The organism is Paracoccus aminophilus JCM 7686 (genome assembly GCF_000444995.1).
In the GTDB taxonomy this organism is placed as follows: Bacteria; Pseudomonadota; Alphaproteobacteria; order Rhodobacterales; family Rhodobacteraceae; genus Paracoccus; species Paracoccus aminophilus.
Genome location: NC_022041.1, coordinates 1,451,386 through 1,474,404, shown reverse-complemented (window position 1 = coordinate 1,474,404; position 23,019 = coordinate 1,451,386). Strand labels below are relative to the sequence as shown.

Below are 23,019 nucleotides of genomic sequence, written 5' to 3'. Positions count from 1 at the left end.
ACATGCAATCGGGCAAGGCGGTTTTCCTTACCAGCTGCGGCGCAGCGAGACCGAGACCTCACGACCCGGATTGTAGAAATCCGCCCCGAACCCGCCATAGTCGATATGTTTGCGGTCGAAGAGATTGCTCACATTCAGTGCCAGTGCCGTGTTTTTCTCGAGCTGATAGCTATAGGCGGCATCGACGGTGAAATTGCTGCCGGTTCCGACCGTATTCGCATCATTGAAGTAATAGGAACCGGTGAAGCGCCCGCCCAGACCAAAGGTCATGTCGCCCCGGCTCTCATTGCCCGCAAGCGTGTAATTCACCCAGACCGAGGCGGTGTGGCGCGGAACGAAAGTCAGGCGCTTGCCCTCATTGCCCAAAGTGCCGTTCCGCGTGATCTCGGAATCCAGATAGGAATAGCTGCCAATCAGGCTGATCCGGTCGCTGAGCTCTGCCTTGCCCTCGAGATCAAGCCCGCGCACGCGAACCTCGCCGATGGTGGCCGGGCGATTGGTGATCGGATCGATCCGGGTCATGTTCTTCTTGGTCAGATCATAGACCGCCGCGGTCAGCAGAGCATTGGTGCCGGCGGGGCGATATTTCACGCCGAATTCCAGCTGATCGCCCTCTTCAGGCTCGACCGTCAGCGAGGCAGGCACAACCGACTCGGCATAGCTGCCATAAAGCGAGAGGTCCTCGTTCAGCTTATAGGTCAGGCCAAGGCGTTTGGTGGTTTCGCTGAACTCGCCGCTTTGGCTGGTCGCCGCGAGCCGGTCCGTGTTGGTCGTGTCGATCCAGTCATGGCGCAGCCCAAGCGTCGCGATCCATTTCTCCGAGAAGGTCAGGTTCTGCTGAAGATAGAGCGCCTTGCCCTTCTGTTCGCTTTTCGAGCTGCTCAGCACCGGCACATTGGCCGGACGCCCGGTATAGATCGGGTTTCGCCAATCGATGCTCGGCGCCGGACCCCAAGCGGTGATATCGGTCGAGGTCGCATCGCGATATTCGACCCCAACCAGCGTCTGGCTGTCGATCCCATTGAAGCGGCTGTCATATTGCAGACGGGCATCGACGATGAACTCGCGGTCGGTGCCATCATTGCCGAAGAAAGCGCGGTTGACGGTGGTGCTGCCATCGCCTGCACTGCCCGAGACATAGGCATAGCCGAAATTGGTCTTGGCGTCGCTGTAGCGCGCGTTCGAACTGAAGCTCAAGCCGCCACCGAAATCATGCTCGAACATCAGGTTGAGCGTCGTGCGCTCGGTGCCGCGATAATTGTAATCGGGCTCGCCGAAGAAGCGGTGGCGCGGCAGGTCCGAGCCGACCGGATGGCCGCCGCTGCCGGGCACGCCGTCCTTTTTCAGGTAATCGACCACCATGGTCAGGCTGGTCGCGGCATCGGGGCGCCAGGTCAGCCCGCCCATGACGAATTTCTCGTTGTCGCGGGAATGGTCATATTCGGCATCGGCTTTGCGGACCTTGGCGGTGACGCGATAAGAGAGCGTCGCATCCGGGGTCAGATTGTCGCCGAAATCGACGCCAACCTCGGCCAGATTGTTCGAGCCGCCCGTGACATAGGCCTCACCAAAGCGGATGTCGCGCGGCCGTTTGGTGATGTAATTCACCGCCCCACCCGGGTCCGAGACGCCGAAGGTGGTCGAATTGGCGCCGCGCAGAACCTCGACCCGCTCGAAGGCAAAGACCTCTTCGCGCACGCCGCCGAAGGGACGGCCAAGGGTCAGGCCGTCACGGTAGGCATAGGCATCGAGGCCCCGGATCTTGATGAAATCGAAACGGTCGTCCGAGCCATAAAAATCGGTCGTGACCCCGGCGGAATAGCTCAGGACCTGCTCGACATTCTGGGCATTGCGCTCTTGGATCTCTTTCGAGGTGATAACCGAGACCGAGGCGGGCGTGTCGAGCAGCTCGGTCGCGATCTTGCCGCCGCTGGTGGTGCGGCTCGCGACAATCGAGCCCGCATCGTCATCGCCGGCGGTCCCGTCGATCACCACCGTGTCAAGCTGCACGACCGCGCCGCTGGTCGCTTGGGCCAAGGCAAATCCCGGGACAAAGGCCAGTGCCGACGCGCAGCCGAGCAAAGTGGCATAAAACTTGCGGCGCCCGCTCGGGCGGTGATCCTTGGCGGAGAGGATGGACACGATGCGATTCCAGATCTTGAATTGTTGTTTTTATTGGCTTCCGCAGCGGATGCTTTCGGTGGCGGCGGTGGCTTGGGTCGAGTGGTCTTCAGCGGGCGCGCGGCGGTCCGTGACCGAAACCGCAGCCCTCCGGACCTTGATCCGCGCTTTTAAGGAGCGTTGCGGGGGCCGTCTTGTAGATTCCTATCGTTTTTGTCGGAATCTACGGGAAAGCGCCTCGAAGGGCGCAGCAATCCCGCCCGATCCCTTGACGCCCACGCTGCGGCAGGGGAAACCCAAGTGAAAGCATCAACTACCCCGGAACCCGTTTGCGATGCCTCTTTTCCAGCTGCCGCCCCTGCGCCGCGCCCTTCAAGACGCAAGGATCGCGCCTTCTGCCATCGCTGTCACCGCACCGCTGGCGCTGGCGATGGGCCTTGCGCTGAGCCCTGCTCCGGTCCAGGCCGATGAGGGTTTTCCGGTGACGATCCCCCATGCGCTTGGCACCACCACGGTCGCGCAAAAGCCCAAACGCGTGGCGACGGTCGCTTGGGCCAATCACGAGGTGCCGCTGGCGCTTGGCATTGTGCCGGTGGGCTTTGCCCGCGCGAATTTCGCCGATGAGAAGGGCAACGGGCTTTTGCCTTGGGTCGAAAAGCGTCTGGCCGAGCTTGGCGCAGAGACCCCGACCCTCTTCGATGAAGGCGATGGCATCGACTTCGAGGCGGTCGCAGCCACCCAGCCCGATGTCATTCTTGGCGCCTATTCCGGTCTGCGCGCCTCGGATTATGACATGCTCAGCCGCATCGCGCCGACGATTGCCTATCCCGAGGCGCCTTGGGCGACCGATTGGCGCGAGATGATCCGGCTCGACAGCGCGGGGCTTGGGCTTGCGCCCGAAGGCGAGGCGCTGATCGGCAAGATTGAGGGCGAGATCGCCGCAGCCGTGGCCCGCCATCCCGAGCTCAAGGGCAAGACGGCGATGTTCATCACCCACCTCGACACCACCGATCTGAGCCGGGTGAGCTTTTACACCGAGAATGACACGCGGGTGAAGTTCTTCCGCGATCTGGGGCTTGCCTCGCCCAAAAGCGTGATCGAGGCCTCGCAGCCCGGTCAGTTCTCCGGTCAGGTCAGCGCCGAGCGGATCGACACATTCGACGATGTCGACCTGCTGGTGACCTATGGCGGCGCGCCGTTGATGGAGGCGATCAAGGCCGATCCGCTGCTCTCGCATATGCCCGCGATTGCCAAGGGCGCGGTGGTGCTTTTGCCCAATGATGCCTTCGGCACCGCCGCCAACCCGACGCCGCTGTCGATTTCCTGGGTGCTCGACGATTACGTGGCTCGTCTGGGCGAGGCCGCCCAAAAGGCCGAGGCCGCTTCCGGCGCGGAAGCCACGCCCGCACCATGAGTTTTCGCCTCGCGCTCACGGAACAGGACCGCGCCCGGGTCCGCGCGCCCGGCTCTGCCCGGCGGCTGACGGCGCTGCTGGCCTTGAGCGGGCTTCTGGTGCTGCTCTGCGGGCTGTCGGTGGCCATTGGTGTGCGTCAGGTCGCCTTGGCCGATGTGATCGCCGCCCTGAATGGCCAGACCGAGACCATCGCCGAGGCCGCCGTGGCCGCGCGTCTGCCGCGCACCCTGCTCGCGGCCCTCGCCGGGGCCGGTCTGGGCCTTGCCGGAGCCGTCATGCAGGGCATTACCCGCAACCCGCTTGCCGATCCCGGCATTCTCGGGGTGAATACCGGCGCGGCTCTGGCAGTGGTGATTGCGGTCGCCTGGTTCAATATCGCCACGGCGCAGGCCTATATCTGGAGCGCGATCCTTGGCGCGGCGGTGGCGGCGGTTTTCGTCTATGCGATCGCCTCGCTCGGTCGGGGCGGCGCCACGCCCTTGAAGCTGGCGCTGTCGGGGACGGCGACCTCGATTGCGCTGTCCTCGCTGGTGATCGCGATCGTCTTGCCGCGCAGCGATATCGCGGGCGGATTGCAAGCCTGGCAGATCGGCAGCGTCGGCGGCGCGACCATGGCGCGGATCATGCCGGTGGTGCCCTTCCTCGCCTTAGGTTTCGCGATCTGCCTGCTCTCGGCCAAGCGCCTGAACTCGCTCGCGCTTGGCGATGAGCTGGCGGCGGGCCTTGGTGAATCCGTGGCCTTTGCCCGCGCGAGCGCCGCGCTTGGCGCGATCCTGCTCTGCGGCGGGGTGACGGCGGTCTGCGGGCCGATTGGCTTTGTCGGGCTGGTCGTGCCCCATCTTTGCCGCCAGCTTGTCGGCATCGACCACCGCTGGCTTTTGCCCTTCTCGGCGCTTGGTGGCGCGGTGCTGGTGATCGGCGCGGATGTCGCGGGCCGCGTGCTGGCCCGGCCGGGCGAGATCAGTGTTGGCGTTCTGGTGGCGCTGATCGGCGCGCCCTTCTTCATCTGGATCGCCCGGCGTCACAAGGTCCGCGCGATATGACCGCCCTTGCGCCCTCCGACGGCGCGCGCTGGATCGCGGCGGACCGCCGTGGCCGTGCCCGTCGTCGTCAGCTCATCCTCGGCGTTTTGCTGCTTCTGGTCGCTCTGGGTTTTGCGCTCAGCCTGATGGTCGGGCAGTCCTTCGTGCCGCCCGCACTGGTCCTTGAGGTGCTGCGCGGCCATGATCTGCCCGGCGTGAGCTTCACCGTGGCCGAGCTGCGCTTGCCGCGCGCGACGCTTGCCGTGCTCTCGGGGCTCTGCTTCGGCCTTGCCGGTTCCGCCTTCCAGATCCTGCTGCGCAACCCCTTGGCCAGCCCCGACATCATCGGGATCAGCTCTGGCGCGAGCGCGGCGGCGGTCTTTGCCATCGTCGTCTTGTCGCTCGACGGACGCATGGTCCAGATCCTTGCGGTCGTGGCGGGGCTTGGCGTGGCGCTCGCGATCTTCCTGCTCTCGGCCCGAGGTCAGGCGGCGGGCACGCGCTTCATCCTCGTGGGCATCGGCGTCTCGGCCATGCTCAACAGCGCTGTCGCTTATATCCTGTCGAGCGCGCCCGCCTGGAGCCTGCAAGAGGCGATGCGCTGGCTGACCGGTAGCCTCAACGGTGCCCAGCTTGACCAATCCGCCCCGCTTCTGGTCGCGCTGGCGGTCTTTGGCGGGCTGCTCCTGAGCCGCGCCCGTGATCTCGAGGCGATCCGCATGGGCGATGATTCCGCCGCCGCTTTGGGGGTCAGGGTCGGTTGGACGCGGATCACCGTGATCCTGTCGGCGGTGGCCCTCATCGCCTGCGCCACCGCGATCACCGGGCCGATTGCCTTCGTGGCCTTCCTGTCTGGCCCGATCGCCGCGCGTCTTCTGGGCCAGAATGGTTCGACGCTGATCCCGGCGGCACTGATCGGCGCGCTGTTGGTTCTGGCCGGGGATTTCGCGGGGCAGAACCTGCTCCCCGGACGTTATCCGGTCGGCGTCGTGACCGGGGCGCTTGGCGCGCCCTATCTGATCTATCTGATTATCCGCGTGAATCGTGGCGGAGGCTCTGTGTGACCCGCGTGACCCAACATTCCCTTTCAGCGCAAGGCCTTTCGGCAGGCTATGGCCAGCGTCCGATCATCGAGGCGCTGGATCTGAGCCTGCCGCCGGGCCAGATCACCGCGATCGTCGGCGCCAATGCCTGCGGGAAATCGACCTTGCTGCGGGCCTTGTCGCGGCTCTTGCCTCCGCTTGCGGGCGCGGCGCTGCTTGACGGGCGCTCGATCTACAAAACCCCCGCAAAAGAGCTCGCACGCAAGCTGGGGCTCTTGCCCCAGACGCCGGTTGCCCCCGAGGGGATCACCGTGGCCGATTTGGTCAGCCGGGGCCGCCATCCCCATCAGGGCCTCCTCGCGCGCTGGAGCCAGCGGGACGACGAGGCTGTGGCCGAGGCTTTACGCGTGACCCAGACGCTCGAACTTGCCGAGCGCGCGGTTGATGAGCTCTCGGGCGGTCAGCGCCAGCGCGTCTGGATCGCCATGGCGCTGGCGCAAGAGACCGATCTTTTGCTGCTCGATGAGCCGACAACCTTTCTTGACATCAACCATCAGGTCGAGGTGCTGGATCTGCTGGTCGATCTGAACCGCGCCCGGGGCACGACCATCGTGATGGTGCTGCATGATCTCAACCTTGCCGCGCGTTATGCCGATCACCTGATCGCGCTGCGCGCCGGGCGGCTGCATGTCGCGGGCCCGCCCGAGATCGTTCTGACCGAGGACAACATGCGCGCGGTCTTTGGGCTTGAGGCGCGCATTATCACCGATCCAACCTCGGGGCGGCCGATGATGCTGCCGCTCGGGCGTCATTATGTGACGCGGCCCCTCTGAGGATCAGGCTTTGGCCGCAAGGCCGCACCTCAAAGAGGAAATGATCATTTGGCGTCGCGGAAGCATTGTCAAAACGCGGCGCAAAAGTCATCTAGGGAGCGCGCCGCGGAGGGGATCTGACTGGGTGCTGACGCTCCACAAGGGGCGCAAAGGCAGGTCCGGTCGGAGAAGGAGTCCACAGTGATCGACAAGCTTTGGGCAAAGCCGCCCGTTCGCGCCCAGAAACGCCCGGTTTTCCGGCTTTCGCTGCTGGCCGCGCTGATCGGTTCGTGCTGGGGCGGCATGGCGCAGGCGCATGATCTGGGCGAGCTTGGCCCGGCGCTGAGCAAGCCGCCAGCGGAAGGCTGGAAGATCACCGACGAGAAGGATCTGGTGATTCTCGACAATCTCGACGGGGCGAAGACCGCGCAAACCCTGAGCTATCAGGCCGGCCCGCCGCCGAAACCGCTGCGCTCGTCGCTTCTGATCTTCACCATCCGCAGCGACGATCCCAATGCCTCGGTCGCGATGACGATGGGCGGTGCCGATCAGGGTGAGACCTGCATTCTAGAAGCCCGCGCCTCGAAAGAGGCCGAGCTTAACTGTATCTCGGGCCTGAGTGTCGACCAGCTCGGCTGGACGGCGGATGCGGTCAAACTGGACGGCAAGGACCGCCTTCAAATCGTCGAGCGCGACGGCCAGGCGGTCTTTCTGGTCAACGACCTCGAAATGGGCACGATCAAGAACCGCCCGGCGATGAATGGTGAAATGGGCGTTCTGGCCTCGGGGCGCGGGCTTTTCGGTCTGTCGCATTTCAGCACCTATGTGCCGAAAGAGGAAGATTCCGCCCCGGCCGAGACCTCGGCCTCGGGCGCTGGGTCGGGCTCGGGGTCGAGCTCAAGCGACACGGTGCCCGCATCTGGCCCGGTTGCCGCGACCGGCGGCGATGATCTGCTCGCGCAAAGCTTTGCCCGGACGCCCGATCGGCGCGGCTGGACTCAGGCAAGCTCGGACGGGATCTATATGACCGGCAATGAAAATGAGAGCGGCGACGAGCGGCTTTTCGCGCTGAACCTGCCCGAGGTGACCGCAGAGGGTCGCGTGACCGAGCTGCAACTCGGGCTGATCGCGCCGGGCAGCGACGGCGAAAGCCGCTATGCTTCGGCGGGGCTTTTTTGGGAAAATCCGCGCAATAAGAACAGTTGCACCGTGCAGGTGACCCTGTCCGGCGACGGGGTGTTCCTGTGCTTTGACGAGGCCAACCGCGCAAATGAGGTCGGTCGGCTGAAGGGCGTGGCCAAGCTTGACGGCAATGACACGCTGGCCGTGGTCGAAATCGGCACCGCCATGGCGGGCTTTCTCAACGGCGCGAAGATCGCCGAGGTTGTCGACGATCCCTCAATGGGCGGCGATTTCAGCCTGATTGCCGCCGATCGCGGCACTTTCGGTTTCCACCATCTGACTTCGGGCCCGATTTCGGGCACCAGCACGCCGCAATCGCCGCCCGCGACCGCCGGTGCCGACGACCAGCGCCGCCCCGAGTTTTCGATGGGCGACGATCTGACCGGCCCGCTGCCGCGCTTTGGCTATGACAATGACCGCACCATCGGCGCCTATATGGGCATTTCCGAATCGATCCTCATGCATGAGCTGGGCCATGCGCTGATCGGCGAGCTGGAATTGCCCTCGACCGGCCCCGAGGAAGATGCCGTCGATATCTATTCGGCGCTCCAGATGGTCGATCCGTTGCTCTTCCCTTCGGGCGATCAGTCCCTTGATAATATGGCGCAATATTCGGCGACCTATGCCGCGCTGTCGTGGTATTACAGCGGCAAGCTGTCCGAAGAAGCCGGCGCGCCCGATACGCCTTGGCAGGACGAGCATACCGCCGATCTCAAGCGGTTCCGCAATATGTTCTGCGTGATGTATGGTGCCGCTCCCGCCAAATTCGCGGATCTCGCGGCCAAGATCGGGCTGGAAGAATCGACGCTGCAACGCTGCGAATCCGAGTTCCAGAAGCAAAACCGCGCCTGGACCAATATCCTTGCACCCCATACCCGGGTCAGCACCTTTGATCCGGGCGGCCAGCTGCCCGCCGATGCCCCCGGCGCGCCGATCGAGGTGGTGTTTGAACCCTCGAAACGTCAGATCGGCGAATTCGTGCGGCAGGGCTTTGGCGAGGCGCTTCGGATGAGCAACACCCGGCTTGGCACGGTTTACGCCCTGCCCCGCCCGCTGCGCATCACCTATCGCGATTGCGGCCAGCTCAATGCCTGGTATGCGCCGCGCGAAGGCGAGATCACGATGTGCTATGACATTATCGAGCATTTCGCCGTGATGATCTCGGATATCGAAATGGGCACGCATCAGGGCTATGAAACCCCGGCCGGGTCCGGGAGCCCGGCGCCGAAAACCTCCGATGGCGCTGGCGCGAGCCCCGCGGGCGGCGCGACGAAAGCCGCCTCGGGCGAGAGCGGCGGCGATCTGCGTCTGGACGCTTTGGACGAGCTGGCCGACAGCGGTGTGCCCCAGACCCCCCGGCTCTTTGCCTCGCCCTATCGGGGGCCGACGCCGGTGCGCAACCCCTATGCCGATACCGTGACGACGCTCGATTTCTACAAGCTTCTGAAAGAGAACGAAAACCTCCTGATCCTCGACATCCGGGCCTCCTCGCCGGTCAAGACGCTGCCGCTGGCCGATATGGTGCCGGGGATTGGCGCGGATGGCAGTCTCAGCGACAGCCTGCAAGGTCGGGTGAGCTCGTTCCTTGACGAGCTGACCCAGGGCGACAAGAGCCGGCCGATCGTGGTCTTTGGCGATGGGCTGCAAGATCGCGCGGCCTATAATGCGGCGCTGCGCATCGGCTCGGCGGGCTATAAGGTCTCGTGGTATCGGGGCGGGCTCGAGGCCTGGACCGCGAATGATCTGCCCTTGAGCGATGTAAAATAACGCGGGGCCTGACGACGGGGCCTCAACGCCGGACAGGGCAATCAAAGGCCCGCCCGTTTCGGGGCGGGCCTTTTTCGTCGTCACGCCAGAGGCTCAGGCGGCTGGCTCTTCGGCCTCATGGTGATCGTCGGGCGCTTTGGGCAGGAAGCGCGAGATGCGCCGGGTGAAGCTGTCGATATAGGACAGGATCACCGGCACGATCACCAGCGTGAGGATGGTCGAGCTGATCAGCCCGCCGATCACCGCATGGGCCATCGGTGCGCGCTGCGCGCCCCCGCCGGTCACGGCAATCGCCAGCGGCACCATGCCGAAGATCATGGCGAGCGTCGTCATGATGATCGGGCGGAAGCGGATCACGCCCGCATTGACCAACGCCTCGGTCAAGGGCAGGCCGCGCTTGCGCTCCTGATTGGCGAAATCCACGAGCAGGATACCGTTCTTGGTCACCAGACCCATCAGCATGATGAAGCCGATGAGCGAGAACATATTGACCGTGCTGCCCGCGACCATCAGGCCAAGGATCACCCCGATCAGCGACAGAGGCAGCGCCGCCATGATCGCGATGGGTTGCAGGAAGCTGCCGAATTGCGAGGCCAGCACCAGATAGATGAAGACCACCGCCATGATCAGCGCCGTCGCCATATGGCCCATGGTCTCGGCCATATCCGAGGATTGCCCGCCAAAGCTCAGCCGATAGCCCGGCGGCAGCTCGGTCGTGTCGATCAGGGCCTGAATGTCGCTGGTGACATCGCCAAGCGGGCGACCGGCGGTATCGGCGGTGATCAGCACCTCGCGGCTGCGGTCGAGGCGGCGGATCTCGGAGGCGGTCGAGGTGGTCACGAAATCCGCGACCTGATCGAGCCGCACCATCACCGGCTCGCCGCGGGCATCGGTGCGCCCGGTCGAGATCATCAGATCGCGCAGCATATCGGCATCGGCGCGCTGTTCGAGCGGCAGGCGCAGCACCACGTCGAAGCTTTCGCCCGCCGCATCGGTCCATTTCGTGACCTTGGCCCCGCCGACCAGCGTGTTCAGCGTCGTGCCAAGCTGGGGCACGTTGATGCCAAGATCGCTCGCCGCATCGCCCTTGAGCCGGACCGAGACGATCTGGGCGGGCGCCTCGGCGCTCGTGTCGACATCGACCGCGCCCGCGACGCCGCGAATGCGCTCGGCCAGATCGGCGGCGATCTTGTTGAGAACCTCGCGGTCGTCGCCCAGAACGCTGACCTTGATCGGGCTTTCGCCCCCGTCGAGCCCGCCGACCGCGATCGAGGTCGTGATCCCGGCAATGCGCGACAACCGCTCGCGGAAGGGCTCGGCCAGCGTCGTCGGCGTTTCCTTGCGGTCTTTGGCCGGCGTCAGCTCGACTTGCAGCACAGCCTTGTTCTTGCCCTCGGCCGAGCCGGTGTTGATCGTCGAATAGATCGTCGTCACCTCGGGAAATTCCTTCAGCGCCGCCTCGACCTGCCCGAGTTTCGCGGTGGTATAGTCCAGAGACGAGCCGACCGGCGTCGTCATCTTGACCTGCATCCGCCCCTCATCCGAGGCCGCGACGAATTCGACGCCGACCAGCGGCACCATCATCAGGCTGCCGATAAAAATCGCGGTCGTGCCGATCATGGTGACCAGGCGGTGACGCAGCACCCAGGTGATGACATGGCGATAGCCCTGCCCCAGCCGGTCGAAACCATGCTCGAATTTCGCGACCGCGCGCCCGATCAGCCCGCGTTTGGCATTGGGCTGCGAATCCGGATCATACCAGACCGAGGACAGCATCGGATCGAGCGTGAAGCTCACGAAAAGCGAGATCAGCACGGCTGCCGAGACGGTGACGCCGAACTCATAGAAGAACTGGCCGATGATCCCTTCCATCAGCGCGACCGGCAGGAAGACCGCGATGATCGTCGCCGTGGTCGCGACCACCGCGAGCCCGATCTCATTCGTGCCGTCGAGCGCCGCGCGAATATGGGATTTGCCCATTTGCAGATGTCGCGTGATGTTCTCGCGCACGACGATGGCGTCATCGACAAGGATGCCGATGGACAGGGTCAGGCCGAGAAGGCTCATCATGTTGAGCGTGAAGCCCATGACATGAATGACCGCAATCGTGCCGATGATCGAGATCGGCAGCGTCAGCCCGGTGATGACCGTGCTGCGCCAGGAGTTCAGGAACAGGAAGACGATGGCCACGGCCAGCGCCGCGCCCTCGATCAGCGTGCGCTGGACCTCCTCGACCGATTCCTCAATCGAGACCGAGCTGTCGGTGACCACGCGCATCTCGACGCCCTGCCCGGCCAGCTCGGCATTGAGCTGCTCCATCCGCGCCTTGACGGCGTGGGCGACCGCGACCGTATTGGCGTCCTGCGTCTTGGTGATATCGACCGCCAGAGCGGTGCGACCGTCATAGATCGCGGCGCTGGTCGCATCGGCGGCCCCATCAAGCACACGGGCCACATCGCGCAGATAGACCGGCGCGCCGCCGCGGCGGGCGACGATCATATCGAGAAGATCGGCGGGCTGCTCGATCCGGCCCTGCACCTGAAGGCTCTGATCGGTCAGACGCGAGACGACGCTGCCCGCAGGCAGGTTCTGGTTGCCGTCGCGCAACGCGTTCACGACCTCATCCGCGCCAATGCCAAGCGCGCGCATCCGGCTGTCGTCCATGCGGATATCGACCTGACGGCTTTGACCACCAACGAGCTGGGCACGGCCCACGCCCGCAACGGTGGCAAGACTTTTGACGATACGCTGTTCGGCGATGGTCGTGAGCTCGGGCAAGGTCTGTGCGCTCGAGCTGATCGCGATCGAGAGGATCGGCATATCCGAGGGGTTGAAGCGCTGGATCACCGGCTTCTCGACGCCTTTGGGGAAACTGCCCTCCAAAGGCGCGACGCGGTCGCGGACATCCTGCGCCGCCGTCATGCCATCAATCGACAGCTTGAACTGGGCCACGACGACCGAGGTGCCCTCATAAGAGGTCGAAGAGAGATCATCGAGCCCCGAGAGCGCATTCAGCGCTTCTTCGATCGGCCGCGAGACCTCGGTTTCGACGGTTTCGGGCGTCGCGCCGGGATATTGGGTCACGACGACGACGGCGGGCACCTGGATCTTCGGATAAAGATCAACGCCAATGCGCAGATAGGCCACCAGCCCGAAGACCAGAAGCGCCACCATCATCATCACGGTAAAGACCGGACGGGCGACGGAAATACGGGTGAGAAACATCGCGCCGTCCTTATTTCACGCCAGATCGGGCGTCGGTCTTGGCCCCGGTCACCACGGCAGGCGTGCCTGCGACCAGCCCACGGATCGGCGCGGTCAGCACGGTCTCGCCTGCCGCCAGCCCCGAGGTGATCGCGGTCAGCCGGCCATTTTGCCAGCTCTCGCCGGTTTCGACCGGCCGCCGCTTCAGCTCGCCATCGGCAAGGACGAGCACGTAATGGCCCTGCTCATCCTCACGCAGCGCCTTTTCCGGCACCGCGATCACGCCCTCGGCCGCGCGCAAGGTAATCGTGCCCGAGGCAAACATCCCGCCCCACAGGCGCAGACCGCCCGCATCGAGATGCAGATAAACCGGCACGAACCGCGTGCCCTCATTGGCGACCGGACTGATCCGGTCGATCAATGCGGTCAGGCGCTGATCGCCCAGACCGTCGATGGAAAGCTCGGCCTGCTGACCAACGCTCAACCGCGCGACATCGCGGGTCGCGACCAGAACCTGTGCCTCGAAAACGGAATCATCGACCACGCTGAGAAGATCGGCGCCATTGCCCACGGTTTCGCCCTGCTCGACCGCGCGGCTGGCGACGACCCCATCGATCGGCGAGGTCAGCTCGCCATGGGACAAAGCCGTGCGCGCGGTTTCGACCTGCGCTTCAAGCGAGGCGACATTGGCGCGCGCCGCGACCTCGTCGCTCTGGCTTTTTTCGAGCGCGCTGAGCGTCGCGGCATTCCGGCGCTGCAATTCCTCGGTTTTCGCAAGCGTCTGGCCCGCCAGCACAAGCTGGGCCTGCGATGCCTTCAAATTGCTTTCCGCGCGGCGCAGTTCCGATTCGAGATCTTCTGTATCGAAGGTGACCAGCACCTCGCCCGCCTTGACTGATTGCCCGGTCTTCACCGTGACGGTGCGGATGGTGCCGGTGACCTTGGCCTTGATGATGGTGCGGTTGACCGGGCGCAGCTCGCCGCTGACCGCAATCTTCTCGGTCAGGGTCTGCGGCAGGATCAGGGTCACATCGGCGGGCGAAAGCTCTTTGCGAAAGCCGACCGGCTCGGCGGCAGAGGCCGGGTTCGAGACCGCCGCGACCAGTCCGGCCCCTTCGTCACCCTCTGGTCCCCGAGACAGGGAATAGGCCCCGGCCAGGGCCGCAACTCCCAGGGCGAGCCCGGCGATCCAGAGGCGTTTCGACCTGCGTGCGGCCATTTTCATTTCCTTCATTCAGTATGAATTGAACAGTTTGGTCAAAAAATCCCGACAACCCGACGGGTCAGTCCTTTTGCCCAACCTGCGCCAGAATGTCCTCGGCCCCGCTCAGGCCTTGAACCATGCCCTTGACCGCAGCCTCGGAAATCAGCGCGGCAATCTCTAGCCGCTGAACCGCTCCGGCATGGGTCGGCCCAAGCTTCGCCGCCGTTTCGCGATACCAGCGGTGGATCTCGCTGAGTTTCTGGATCTCCTGCCGCTGCATCGCGATCAGCCCGTTCGCGTCGATCTTGTAATGGTCCTGCCGGTCACCGGGCTTGGCCACCCGCTCGATCAGCCCCAAAGCCTGCAAGGTGCGGGCATTGGTCGAGATGCTGGCGCGGCTGACTTGCAACCGCTCGGCCAGTTCCGAAAAGCTGAACGGCCCGCCCTCGATCAGCAAAAGCCCAAACAAACGCCCGGCAATGCGGGGCATTCGATAGGATTGGAAGTGCATTCCCATGACTTCCACGAATTCTTGGGCGGTCGAGAGCTGATCTGTCATGGGCTCGGGCTACAAATTCCATTTCGTTTAGTCAAGACTGAACAAAGTGACGCGGCGGAGCGCCGCCGCTAGAACATCACCCGCACCCCAGCCCCTTCGAGCGCCCGGAAGAGATCGCGCGGCGGCGGACGGTCGGTGACGAGAATATCGAGCGCGTTCAGTGGCAGGATCTGCAAGCGATCCTCATTGCCAAGCGCGCTATGAGGCATGACCGCGACGACCTTGCGCGCCTGCCGCCGCACGGTCTGGGCCGATTGCAGATGCCCCTCGGATGGGCCCAGAAGCCCCCGCCCCGGATCGAGCCCGCTTGCCCCCAGAAAGGCCAGATCGAAGCTGCGCCGCGCGATCATCTCGCTCGCCTCATAGCCAGTGCAGGCGCGCGACACGGCGTTCAGCAGCCCACCGCACAGGCAAACTTCGGTCTGTCCGCCCGAGGCCAGCGCCAGCCCGACATCGACCATCACCGTCGTCGCATCAATGCGCGGCCCTTCACGCAGCCGCCATGCCAAAGCCAGCACCGTCGAGCCGCCCGAGAAGAAAACCGACATGCCCGGCTCGACCAGAGGGGCGGCGAGATGAGCGATATGCTCCTTGGCGGCGCGGTCGCGTCCGATACGCAGGTCGATATGGGGCAAGGCATAGCCGGTCGCGGCCTTGGCGCCGCCATGGATGCGCGCGATATAGCCGCTGTCCTCGAGGAGCTTCATGTCCCGGCGCACGGTTTCGGCGGAAACCTTCAGCTCGGCGGCAAGCCGCGCGACGCTTGCTTGCCCTTCGCGCAGGATGATCTCGCGGATGCGGTCGCGCCGGTCGAGGCTGGCGGGTTCGGTGCCGCTGACGGCCATGAATATTCTCCTTTTCCGGGCATGGCGGAGGAATGCCACAGCAAAGCCACAGAAAATGTGACAGATCGGGCAGAAACCGGGCAAATGACGCCCGAAACAGGCAGGAACAGGCACATCACTGTCACGCATCCTCTTTAGGTTCCGGCGTGACGAAACGCGCCCATGGGCGCAAAGGAGCCTGACATGACCTCTCTTTCCCGCCGCAGCCTGCTTGTCTCGGGTGCCGCCATGATCGGCGCAGGCCTTCTGGCCGGGCGCGCGCGCGCCAGCGATGCACGGCTGACGATTTCCTCGATCTGGGGTGCGGACAAGCCCTTCCAGAAGGTCGTCGATGCCTTCAACGCCAAGGGTCTTGGCGTCACCGTGGAAAACCGCTTTGACGGCGATTACGAGACCGCGACCGCCAAGGCGCTGGCCGGGATCGCTGCGGGCAAAGAGCCCGATCTGATGATCACCGGCTGGAAATTCGGCTATTTCGCCCGCCGCATCCTTGGCGCGCGCGACCTGCGCGAGATCAATTCGGCGCGCGTGAACGCGATCATGGCGAATTTCCGGCCTTCGCTGGCGCCCTTGGTCACGATCGACGGCGCGCTGATCGGTCTGCCCTGGGCGATGTCGACGCCAATCACCTTCATCAACTCGGTGCTTTGGGCCGAGGCCGGGCTTTCCGCCGATCTGCCAGAAAACCCCGATACCGATTGGCTTTACGACGCGGCGCGCAAGCTCGATGCGGCGCTCAAAGGCCATGCGACCTATCGCTCGGCGCTGGCGCTCTCGAACAATGAATGGACGAGCCAGAGCTTCATCCAGAACGCTGGCGGCTTCATCATCGATCCGAATGGCAAACTCGCGCTCGACAGCGAGGCCGCGCGTCTCGGGATGGAGGCCTATTGCGCCCCCGCCCATGAGGGGCTGTGGCTGCCCGTCAGCGGCAAAGAGCAGGACGCGGCTTTCGAGGCAGGCGCGCTTGCGATCTGCACCACCACCTCGACCCGTGCCGTGGCTTTCCCGCAAGGCCCCGCCAAAGCGATCACCGCGAAATTCCCGGGCCTGCCCGGCCATGCCCGCAACATGAACAGCGGCGGCAACTTCCTCGCGGTCTATACCAAAAACCAAGAGCGCGCCGAAGCGGCTCTGACCTTCCTTGAATTCTGCGCCTCTGCCGAGGGTCAGAAGATCTGGTCCGAGGTCGGCTATCTGAACACCTCGACCCATGAGATCCCGCTGATCAACGAGTTTATGAAACCCGCCGAGGCCCAGCTGGTCGATGGCCTGACCGCCGAGACGATCTGGCCCGGCAAGCGCGGTCTGGAAGGTCAGACGATCTGGCGCAACTGGGTCTCGCGCATGCTGACCAAGGATGTGTCGGTCGCCGATGGCCTGAAACAGGCCTCGGCCGAATTGAGCACCGTTCTGGCCGATTGATGCGCACTGGTCTGATGAAAACGCTGGCCCCATGGATTTTCGTGGGGCCAGCGGTCGTGGCGGTCATCGTCTTCCTTTATGGGCCGATGATCGCCTCTCTTGTGCTCTCGTTTCTGGACTGGAACCTTCTCTCCCCGGATGTGGGATTTGCCGGGACGCGCCATTATCAGGCCGTCGCCGCGAGCCATGATTTCCGCCTCTCGGCTTGGAATACGCTGCTTTACTGCCTTGTCCTGATCCCGGCGCAGATCCTGCTGCCGCTTGGATTTGCACTGATGATCCATGGCGTGCGCGGCTCGCGCATGGGGCCGATCTATCGCGGCGCGCTCTTCTTGCCGACCATCGTCGCCTATTCGGTCGCAGGGGTCGCATGGTCGTGGCTGTTGAACCCGGTGAACGGGCTGTTCAACGAGGTGCTCTCCGCGCTCGGCCTGCCGCGCTCGCGCTGGCACACCGATCCGCAGCTTGCGCTTCTGTGCGTCTCGCTGGTGACGTTTTGGAAAAGCTTCGGGCTGAATATGCTTCTGTGGTTGGCCGCGCTGACCACCGTGCCGCAAAGCCTGATCGAGGCCGCGCGTCTGGACGGCGCCCGTCCCCGCCGGATCTTTTTCAACATCACTTTGCCGCTGATTTCGCCGACGGCGTTTTTCATCGCGGTGACGACGCTGTTCTCGGTCCTCGACGATATCGTCGGCGTGGTCGATGTCCTGACCGGAGGCGGTCCTGCAGGCAGCAGCTCGAACCTTCTATATTACCTGTGGCAACAAGGGCTTGGCTTCTTCCAATTCGGACAGGCGAGCGCGGTGGCGATGATCCTGATCGTCGCCGTTCTGCTGGTGACATGGGCGCAATTCGCGCTGGTCGAGCGTAAGGTGCATTACGAATGAGCCGCTTTCTTCCGCACCGCTTCGCGCTTCATGTCGTGCTGGTGATCCTGTGTCTGGTGACGCTGTTTCCGCTGCTGTGGATGGTGACGGCGGCCTTCACGCCGCAAGATCAGATCACCGCCAAGGCCCTGCGCTTCTGGCCCGAAGATCCGACGCTTGGCAATTTCACCGAGGCCGCGCGGCGTCATCCGATCTGGCTCTGGCTGGGCAATTCGATGCTGACGGCGGGGCTGATCACGCTTGGCAAGCTCGCGCTCAGCCTGCCTGCGGGCTATGCCTTCGCCCGGATGGAGTTCAAGGGCCGCGACACCGCCTTCTGGATCGTGGTCGCGACCATGTCCTTCCCCTCGGTTCTGGCGATCATCCCGACCTATATCGCCGTGGTGAAGCTCGGCGCCTTCGACAGTTACGGCGCAATGATCGTGCCAATGATCCCCTATGTCGGCTTCTACGTCTTCTACTTCCGCCAAAGCTTCCGTCAGCTCCCCGCCTCGATGTTCGAGGCGGCCCGCATCGACGGGGCCGGGATCTGGAAGCAATTCGTCCAGATCGGCCTGCCGAATGTCGTGGGCTCGATCGCGGCGCTCTCGGTGATCTCTTTCCTTGGCGCGTGGAACATCTATCTTTGGGGGCAATTGGTGCTCGAGGATACAACGCGCAAGACGCTGACGACCGGCATTGCGATGTTCGCCGATCTCGACGGCGCGCAGACGCCTTGGGGGGCTTTGATGGCGACGAGCCTTCTGTCGGTTCTCCCGGTGCTTGCGGTCTTTTTGATGGCGCAGCGCTATATTGTCGAAGCCTTGGCTCCGGGACTGGCGGATAAGTGAGATGAGACCTGTGATTGATCCCAAGGCCAGCCGCATCCTGCTGGCCGCTCATATCAACCATGACCGGATCTGGCGGCTCGAGGCGCCGCTGGTCGCGGGTCAGCGTCAAAGCTGGCGCGAGCGCGAGGTCCGGCTGGGCGGCGGCGGCTGGTTCACCGGCATGCGGCTTTGCGCTCTGGGCTGGCAGGTCGATCTGCTGTCCCATCTGGCGCGGGACGCACGTGGCGAGGCGAGCTATCAGACGCTTGCCGAGACCGGTTTCACGCTTGATCTGCTCGACCGCAGCGCAGCCGAAACGCGGCTGACCGAGATCCTGCTCTCGCCCGATGGCGAGCGCACGATCCTTGCACCTCCTGGCGCGGCTCCGGTCTTTGACCTCGACCAGACCGAGCCGCGCCCGGCGGCGGCCTATCTCAATATCCGCCATGCCGGGCCAGGGCTGATCGCTTGTCTTGACCAGATCCCTTGGGTGATGATCCAGCTGCCGATTGCCCCCGAAAGCCGGATGCCCGCCGATCTGGCCGTGACTTCACGCGCGGATTTTCCGGCCCTGACGCTGGCCGGGATCTGGGATCATGCCCACGCTTGCGCGGGCGCTCGGCTGAAAACCCTGATCGTCACCGATGGCGCAGGCCCGGTCGAGATCTTGAGCGAGGGCGCAAGAGGCGCGCCGGTCGCCGTGCCCGATCCGCTGCCGCTCAGCAATTCGATCGGCGCGGGCGACAGTTTCGCGGGCTATCTGCTGGATGCTCTGCTGCGCGGCGCCGATCCGCGCGCGGCTGTCATGGCCGCCAATCTCGCGATGCGCGACTGGCTGATCGCCGGAACCGCGCCCTAAGCCTGATCCGGGGCGCGACCCTGACGGTTGCGTCCCGCTTACGGGCTGAGGAATGACAGCTTGATCAGCCGGCTGTTCATCAGCGCATGTTGCCATTCCACGGGCCGCCCGCTCTCCAGCCTGCCCAAAGCGACCACATCCAGCACCGGCGCATTGAGCGGACAGCACAGAAGCCGCGCCTCTTTCGGCTCTGGCATCCGCGCGCCAACCGTGGTCGAGACGCGGTGCAAAGGCCCCAGCCCCAGATCGCGCAGCAGCGCGGTAAACGAGCCCAGCCGCAAGAGCCGCTCCTCGAGATCGAGCGCGAGATCGGCAGGAAAGACCCGCGTCGTCAGGATGAAGGGCGTGCCCTCGCCCAAGATCAGCATGGTCTGGCGCAAAACCGCCGCGCCCGGCTTGATCGAAAGCGCCTCTGCCTCATTCGGCTCGGCCCGGCCAAGCCCGGTCGAGAGCGTCTGGATCGAACTGGCGACGCCCTGCCGCTCGAGCACCTCGCGAAACCGGGAATCGCTGTCGATCTCATAGGTGAGGCCAGTCTGCATGACATAGCTGCCGCGCCCGTTGACGATGCGGATCAGCCCGGCCTGCGACAGCGCCAGATAGGCGCGGCGCACGGTATTGCGGCTGATGGCGCGGCTGGCGGATTGCTCATGCTCTGTCGGCAGGCGCTGACCGGGCTTCAGTGTGCCATTCTGGATCGCCGCCGCCAGCTCGTCATAAAGCCCGCGCCATTGTGTCGTCATCCGAGCCTGCCTTGCGTTGTTTTGGCCCTCCCGCGATCGCGCTTTGCGGGCATCCCCAAAAATCCCTGAGCTGTACCTACACCTGTCACCCCTTCTACACAATGGCCGCCTAATCCGCTGGCTCAGAGAGATCGGGTTTCCCGGGCTTTCGAGATGGCTCAGCACGGCGCGCCGCCGCCTGCGTCCTCGCCCCAGTTTTTCCTCCGCCCGGCCGAACACCGGGCGCTGCCCATCCTGAAACGGAGAGCAAGATGAACCGCAGAGAGCTTTTGCAGTTTGGCGCCACCGGTGCGCTGGTCGGCCTGATGCCGCGCATCGCTTTGGCCGAGAGCGGCCGGATTGATGTCTATATCACCGGCGATTCCAACATCATCAACTTCTGGAACAACATCATCAAACCGGCCTTCGAGGCCGCGCATTCGGGCTATCGCCTGAATGTGGTCAGCGCGCGCAACAATATCGCGCCGATCGTCGACCGGGCGCTGGCGGCTCTGGGAAGCTCGACCGATCCGCAGGTCAATCTCTTTGACGAAAACGATCCGAACCTGCCCGCAGGCGCGATCGAAAAGGGGCTCTGGGTCGATTTCGCGAAAGCCGGATTGGAGAATTACGACAAGATCAACCCGGTCACCAAGGAAAGCGATTACGGGCTGCCTTATCGCGGCACGCAGGTGGTTCTGGCCTTTGACACGACCCGGCTTGCGCTCGCCGATGCGCCCAAGACCTGGGACGAGTTGACCGCATGGATCAAGGCCAATCCCGGCCAGTTCATCTATAACCGCCCCGATACAGGCGGCTCGGGCGGCAATTTCGTGCGCCGCGCCATCCATGAGGCCAATGGCCGCGATCCCTCGATCTTCCGCATCGACAATTACACGCCCGGCGAAAGCGATGCGCTGCTCGCCAAAGGTTTTGAGCTTCTGAAAGACATCGCGCCATCGGTCTATGGGCCGGGCTCTTACACCGCCGACAATATGCAATCGATCCAGCTGCTGGCGCAGGGCGTCGTGACCATGGCGCCGGTCTGGTCGGATATGGCGCTCGCCGCCGTCAATCAGGGCGTGCTCCCTGAGACGACGGGCTTTATCCAGCTGACCGATCTGGCCTTTGCCGGTGGCTTTGCCGATATGACGGTGCCGAGCAATGCCGCCCATCTCGATCTGACGATGAAGCTCTGCGATCTGGTGCTCTCGCCCGAGATTCAGGCGAAGGTCGTGACCGAGATCGGCGCCTTCCCGGCCATCGAGTGGAAATATCTGCCCGAGGCGCTTTCGGCGAAATATGCCTCGCTCCAGCCCGCCTCGATCCCGGTTTTCCCGGGCGGGCCTTGGGTTTCGGCGATCAGCGATGGCTGGTTCCGCACCGTGGCGCCCCATGTCCAGCGCTGATCCCGCATCGGGCGCGGCGGCGAGCCTGCTCGCGGCCGAGGCGCCTGTGCGAAACGACCGAAGGGGGCTCTGGGGCCTCCTTCTCGTCGCCGTTCCGGTGGCTTTGGTCGTCGGGCTGATCCTGTGGCCGGTGGCGCTGTCGGTTCTCGATACGCTGAGCGTGACGACGCCCGAGGGCCGCCGCTTCAGCCTTGCCCATTACCGCTTCTTTCTCAGCGACGGCTTCAGCCTGCGCAATCTGTGGCTGACGATCTGGGTTACGGCGGTCTCAACCGGGCTGCTGCTCGGCCTGTCGCTGCCGATCGCGCTGTACTTGCGCTTTTCGCACTCGCGGCTCGCGGGCTATGTCCAGACCATCGCGCTCTTTCCGCTGTTCGTGCCCTCGATCCTGCTGGCTTATGCGCTGATCCGCACTTTGGGACCGAATGGCACGCTTGATACGCTTCTGAATGCGGTTGGCCTGCCCAAGATCCCCTCGCCCTATCTGACGCCTTGGGGGCCGATCATCGGACTTGTCTGGGACAATCTGCCGCTGACGCTGCTGATCGTGCTGGCGGGGCTTGGCAATGTCTCGCAAGCCGCGGTCGAGGCCGCGCGCGATGTCGGCGCGAACCGGCTGAGCGTTTTGCGCCATATCATCTTGCCGAGGATCACCGGCACGCTTCTGGTCGCGGCCTGTTTCGTGGTGCTGGGGCTTTTCTCGGCCTTCACGCTGCCCTGGCTGCTTGGCCCGACCGTGCCCGAGATGATGGGCCCCTTCATGCGCCGCACGATCATCGACGTGGACCAGCCGACGCAGGCGCGCACGCAGGCGGTCGTCACCTTCCTTTTCTGCGCGGTCTTTGCTTGGTTCTATGTCCGCTCGACCGCGCGCAACCGCCGGGAGAATGAGAGATGAGCCTCGCCGCGCGCCGCCTTTCCCCTCTCCGCCAGTTGGATCTGCGCGGCCTGGTCATCGCCACGCTGCTCAGCGTCGCGATCCTGATGCCGCTGATCGTGGTCGCGGTCTGGTCCTTGACCGAGATCTGGCGTTGGCCGGCCGTCATCCCGCAGAAATTCGGCCTGCGCTTCTGGCAAGAGATGCTCGGGCGCACTGATGTCTGGGAGGCGATGCGCACTTCGCTCGCGCTTTCGGCCATCGTCACCGCGCTCTCGACGGTGATCTGCCTGCCCGCCGCCTGGGCCTTTGCCCGGCTCGACTTTCCGGGACGAAACGCGTTTTTCCTGTCGTTCCTGACGGTCTATGCCTTCCCGAAATTCGGGCTTTATATCACCATCGCCACGATCTTCATGGGGCTTGGCCTCATCGGCAGCTTCTGGGGCGTCGTGCTGATCCAGCTCGTCGGCACGCTGATGTTCATGGTCTGGATCCCGGTCTCGGCCTTCCAAAACGTCGACCGCCGCCTCGAGGAAGCGGCGCGGGACGCGGGCGCGGGGCCACTCCGGGTCTTCTGGTCGATCACCTTGCCGCAGGTTCTGCCCGCCGTCTCGGCAGCGGTGCTGCTGACCTTCGTCAACACCTTCTATGAAACCGAGGTCGCCTGGCTGATCGGCGCGCCAGAGGTCCGCACGGTTCCGCTTTTGATGATCCGCTTCATCAACTCGGAACTGGTCGTGCAATATGGCGCGGTGCTGTCGGTCATCCTGTGGCTGCCCTCCTTCCTTTTGCTGCTCGTCGTGCGCCGCTTTCTCGGCGCGCAGGCGCTGGGGCGCGCGCTTGGCGCCTGAACGGAGA

18 protein-coding genes are annotated in these 23,019 nt (G+C 64.4%); 12 read left to right on the top strand and 6 right to left on the bottom strand.

What is annotated here, in order from left to right; all coding sequences use genetic code 11:
* Nucleotides 1-27 precede the first annotated feature (27 nt).
* On the bottom strand, nt 28-2,142 hold the full coding sequence (locus tag JCM7686_RS07325; protein ID WP_020950215.1) for a TonB-dependent siderophore receptor: 2,115 nt from the start codon (nt 2,140-2,142) through the stop codon (nt 28-30).
* Nucleotides 2,143-2,551: 409 nt separating this feature from the next.
* Between JCM7686_RS07325 and JCM7686_RS07315 the strand changes: the two genes are divergently transcribed.
* The 5 genes from JCM7686_RS07315 to JCM7686_RS07295 all read left to right on the top strand — a co-directional run bounded on the left by JCM7686_RS07315 (nt 2,552) and on the right by JCM7686_RS07295 (nt 9,361).
* Entirely contained in the window at nt 2,552-3,535 is a 984-nt protein-coding gene (locus JCM7686_RS07315; RefSeq protein ID WP_051201631.1) for an iron-siderophore ABC transporter substrate-binding protein, read from the top strand.
* Complete coding sequence (locus tag JCM7686_RS07310; RefSeq protein WP_020950213.1) at nt 3,532-4,578, top strand: FecCD family ABC transporter permease; 1,047 nt, start codon at nt 3,532-3,534, stop codon at nt 4,576-4,578. The genes JCM7686_RS07315 and JCM7686_RS07310 overlap by 4 nt, the downstream gene beginning before the upstream one ends.
* On the top strand, nt 4,575-5,621 hold the full coding sequence (locus tag JCM7686_RS07305) for a FecCD family ABC transporter permease (RefSeq protein ID WP_020950212.1): 1,047 nt from the start codon (nt 4,575-4,577) through the stop codon (nt 5,619-5,621). The genes JCM7686_RS07310 and JCM7686_RS07305 overlap by 4 nt, the downstream gene beginning before the upstream one ends.
* Before the next feature lie 5 nt (nt 5,622-5,626).
* The gene (locus JCM7686_RS07300) at nt 5,627-6,433 is read left to right on the top strand and encodes an ABC transporter ATP-binding protein (protein WP_041527688.1); all 807 of its coding nucleotides are present in this window, start codon (nt 5,627-5,629) and stop codon (nt 6,431-6,433) included.
* Between the two features lie 180 nt (nt 6,434-6,613).
* The gene (locus tag JCM7686_RS07295) at nt 6,614-9,361 is read left to right on the top strand and encodes a DUF4344 domain-containing metallopeptidase (RefSeq protein WP_020950210.1); all 2,748 of its coding nucleotides are present in this window, start codon (nt 6,614-6,616) and stop codon (nt 9,359-9,361) included.
* 93 nt (nt 9,362-9,454) lie between these two features.
* On the opposite strand, the gene JCM7686_RS07290 is transcribed toward JCM7686_RS07295, so the two are convergent.
* From JCM7686_RS07290 to JCM7686_RS07275, 4 genes are all read right to left on the bottom strand, one after another.
* On the bottom strand, nt 9,455-12,586 hold the full coding sequence (locus tag JCM7686_RS07290) for an efflux RND transporter permease subunit (protein WP_020950209.1): 3,132 nt from the start codon (nt 12,584-12,586) through the stop codon (nt 9,455-9,457).
* A gap of 10 nt (nt 12,587-12,596) precedes the next feature.
* Nucleotides 12,597-13,784, bottom strand: coding sequence for an efflux RND transporter periplasmic adaptor subunit (locus JCM7686_RS07285; RefSeq protein WP_020950208.1), 1,188 nt, complete (start codon nt 13,782-13,784; stop codon nt 12,597-12,599).
* Between the two features lie 64 nt (nt 13,785-13,848).
* Nucleotides 13,849-14,328: a GbsR/MarR family transcriptional regulator gene (locus JCM7686_RS23375; protein WP_020950207.1), complete on the bottom strand. Its 480-nt coding sequence runs from the start codon at nt 14,326-14,328 to the stop codon at nt 13,849-13,851.
* 68 nt (nt 14,329-14,396) lie between these two features.
* A complete protein-coding gene (locus tag JCM7686_RS07275) occupies nt 14,397-15,173 on the bottom strand; it encodes a DeoR/GlpR family DNA-binding transcription regulator (RefSeq protein WP_041527203.1) in 777 nt (258 codons plus the stop codon).
* A gap of 183 nt (nt 15,174-15,356) precedes the next feature.
* Here JCM7686_RS07275 and JCM7686_RS07270 point away from each other — a divergent pair, with 183 nt between their 5' ends.
* Genes JCM7686_RS07270 through JCM7686_RS07255 form a run of 4 tightly spaced genes read left to right on the top strand, consistent with a single transcriptional unit; the run spans nt 15,357 to nt 19,153 of the window.
* Nucleotides 15,357-16,598 carry an extracellular solute-binding protein gene (locus tag JCM7686_RS07270; RefSeq protein ID WP_020950205.1) on the top strand — a complete coding sequence of 414 codons (1,242 nt, stop codon included), beginning with the start codon at nt 15,357-15,359 and terminating at the stop codon, nt 16,596-16,598.
* 14 nt (nt 16,599-16,612) lie between these two features.
* Nucleotides 16,613-17,485 carry a carbohydrate ABC transporter permease gene (locus JCM7686_RS07265; protein WP_041527684.1) on the top strand — a complete coding sequence of 291 codons (873 nt, stop codon included), beginning with the start codon at nt 16,613-16,615 and terminating at the stop codon, nt 17,483-17,485.
* Nucleotides 17,482-18,315, top strand: coding sequence for a carbohydrate ABC transporter permease (locus JCM7686_RS07260; RefSeq protein ID WP_020950203.1), 834 nt, complete (start codon nt 17,482-17,484; stop codon nt 18,313-18,315). The genes JCM7686_RS07265 and JCM7686_RS07260 overlap by 4 nt, the downstream gene beginning before the upstream one ends.
* Before the next feature lies 1 nt (nt 18,316).
* Nucleotides 18,317-19,153: a PfkB family carbohydrate kinase gene (locus tag JCM7686_RS07255; protein WP_020950202.1), complete on the top strand. Its 837-nt coding sequence runs from the start codon at nt 18,317-18,319 to the stop codon at nt 19,151-19,153.
* 38 nt (nt 19,154-19,191) lie between these two features.
* Here JCM7686_RS07255 and JCM7686_RS07250 read toward each other — a convergent pair whose 3' ends face one another.
* Complete coding sequence (locus JCM7686_RS07250; protein WP_020950201.1) at nt 19,192-19,896, bottom strand: GntR family transcriptional regulator; 705 nt, start codon at nt 19,894-19,896, stop codon at nt 19,192-19,194.
* Nucleotides 19,897-20,147: 251 nt separating this feature from the next.
* Here JCM7686_RS07250 and JCM7686_RS07245 point away from each other — a divergent pair, with 251 nt between their 5' ends.
* The 3 genes from JCM7686_RS07245 to JCM7686_RS07235 are packed head-to-tail and all read left to right on the top strand — an operon-like array spanning nt 20,148 to nt 23,012.
* Nucleotides 20,148-21,284 (top strand): extracellular solute-binding protein, encoded by a 1,137-nt coding sequence (locus tag JCM7686_RS07245; RefSeq protein WP_020950200.1) that lies wholly within the window; start codon nt 20,148-20,150, stop codon nt 21,282-21,284.
* On the top strand, nt 21,271-22,182 hold the full coding sequence (locus JCM7686_RS07240; RefSeq protein ID WP_041527202.1) for an ABC transporter permease: 912 nt from the start codon (nt 21,271-21,273) through the stop codon (nt 22,180-22,182). Before JCM7686_RS07245 ends, JCM7686_RS07240 begins: the two co-directional genes overlap by 14 nt.
* Nucleotides 22,179-23,012: an ABC transporter permease gene (locus JCM7686_RS07235; protein WP_020950198.1), complete on the top strand. Its 834-nt coding sequence runs from the start codon at nt 22,179-22,181 to the stop codon at nt 23,010-23,012. Before JCM7686_RS07240 ends, JCM7686_RS07235 begins: the two co-directional genes overlap by 4 nt.
* Nucleotides 23,013-23,019: the final 7 nt, after the last annotated feature.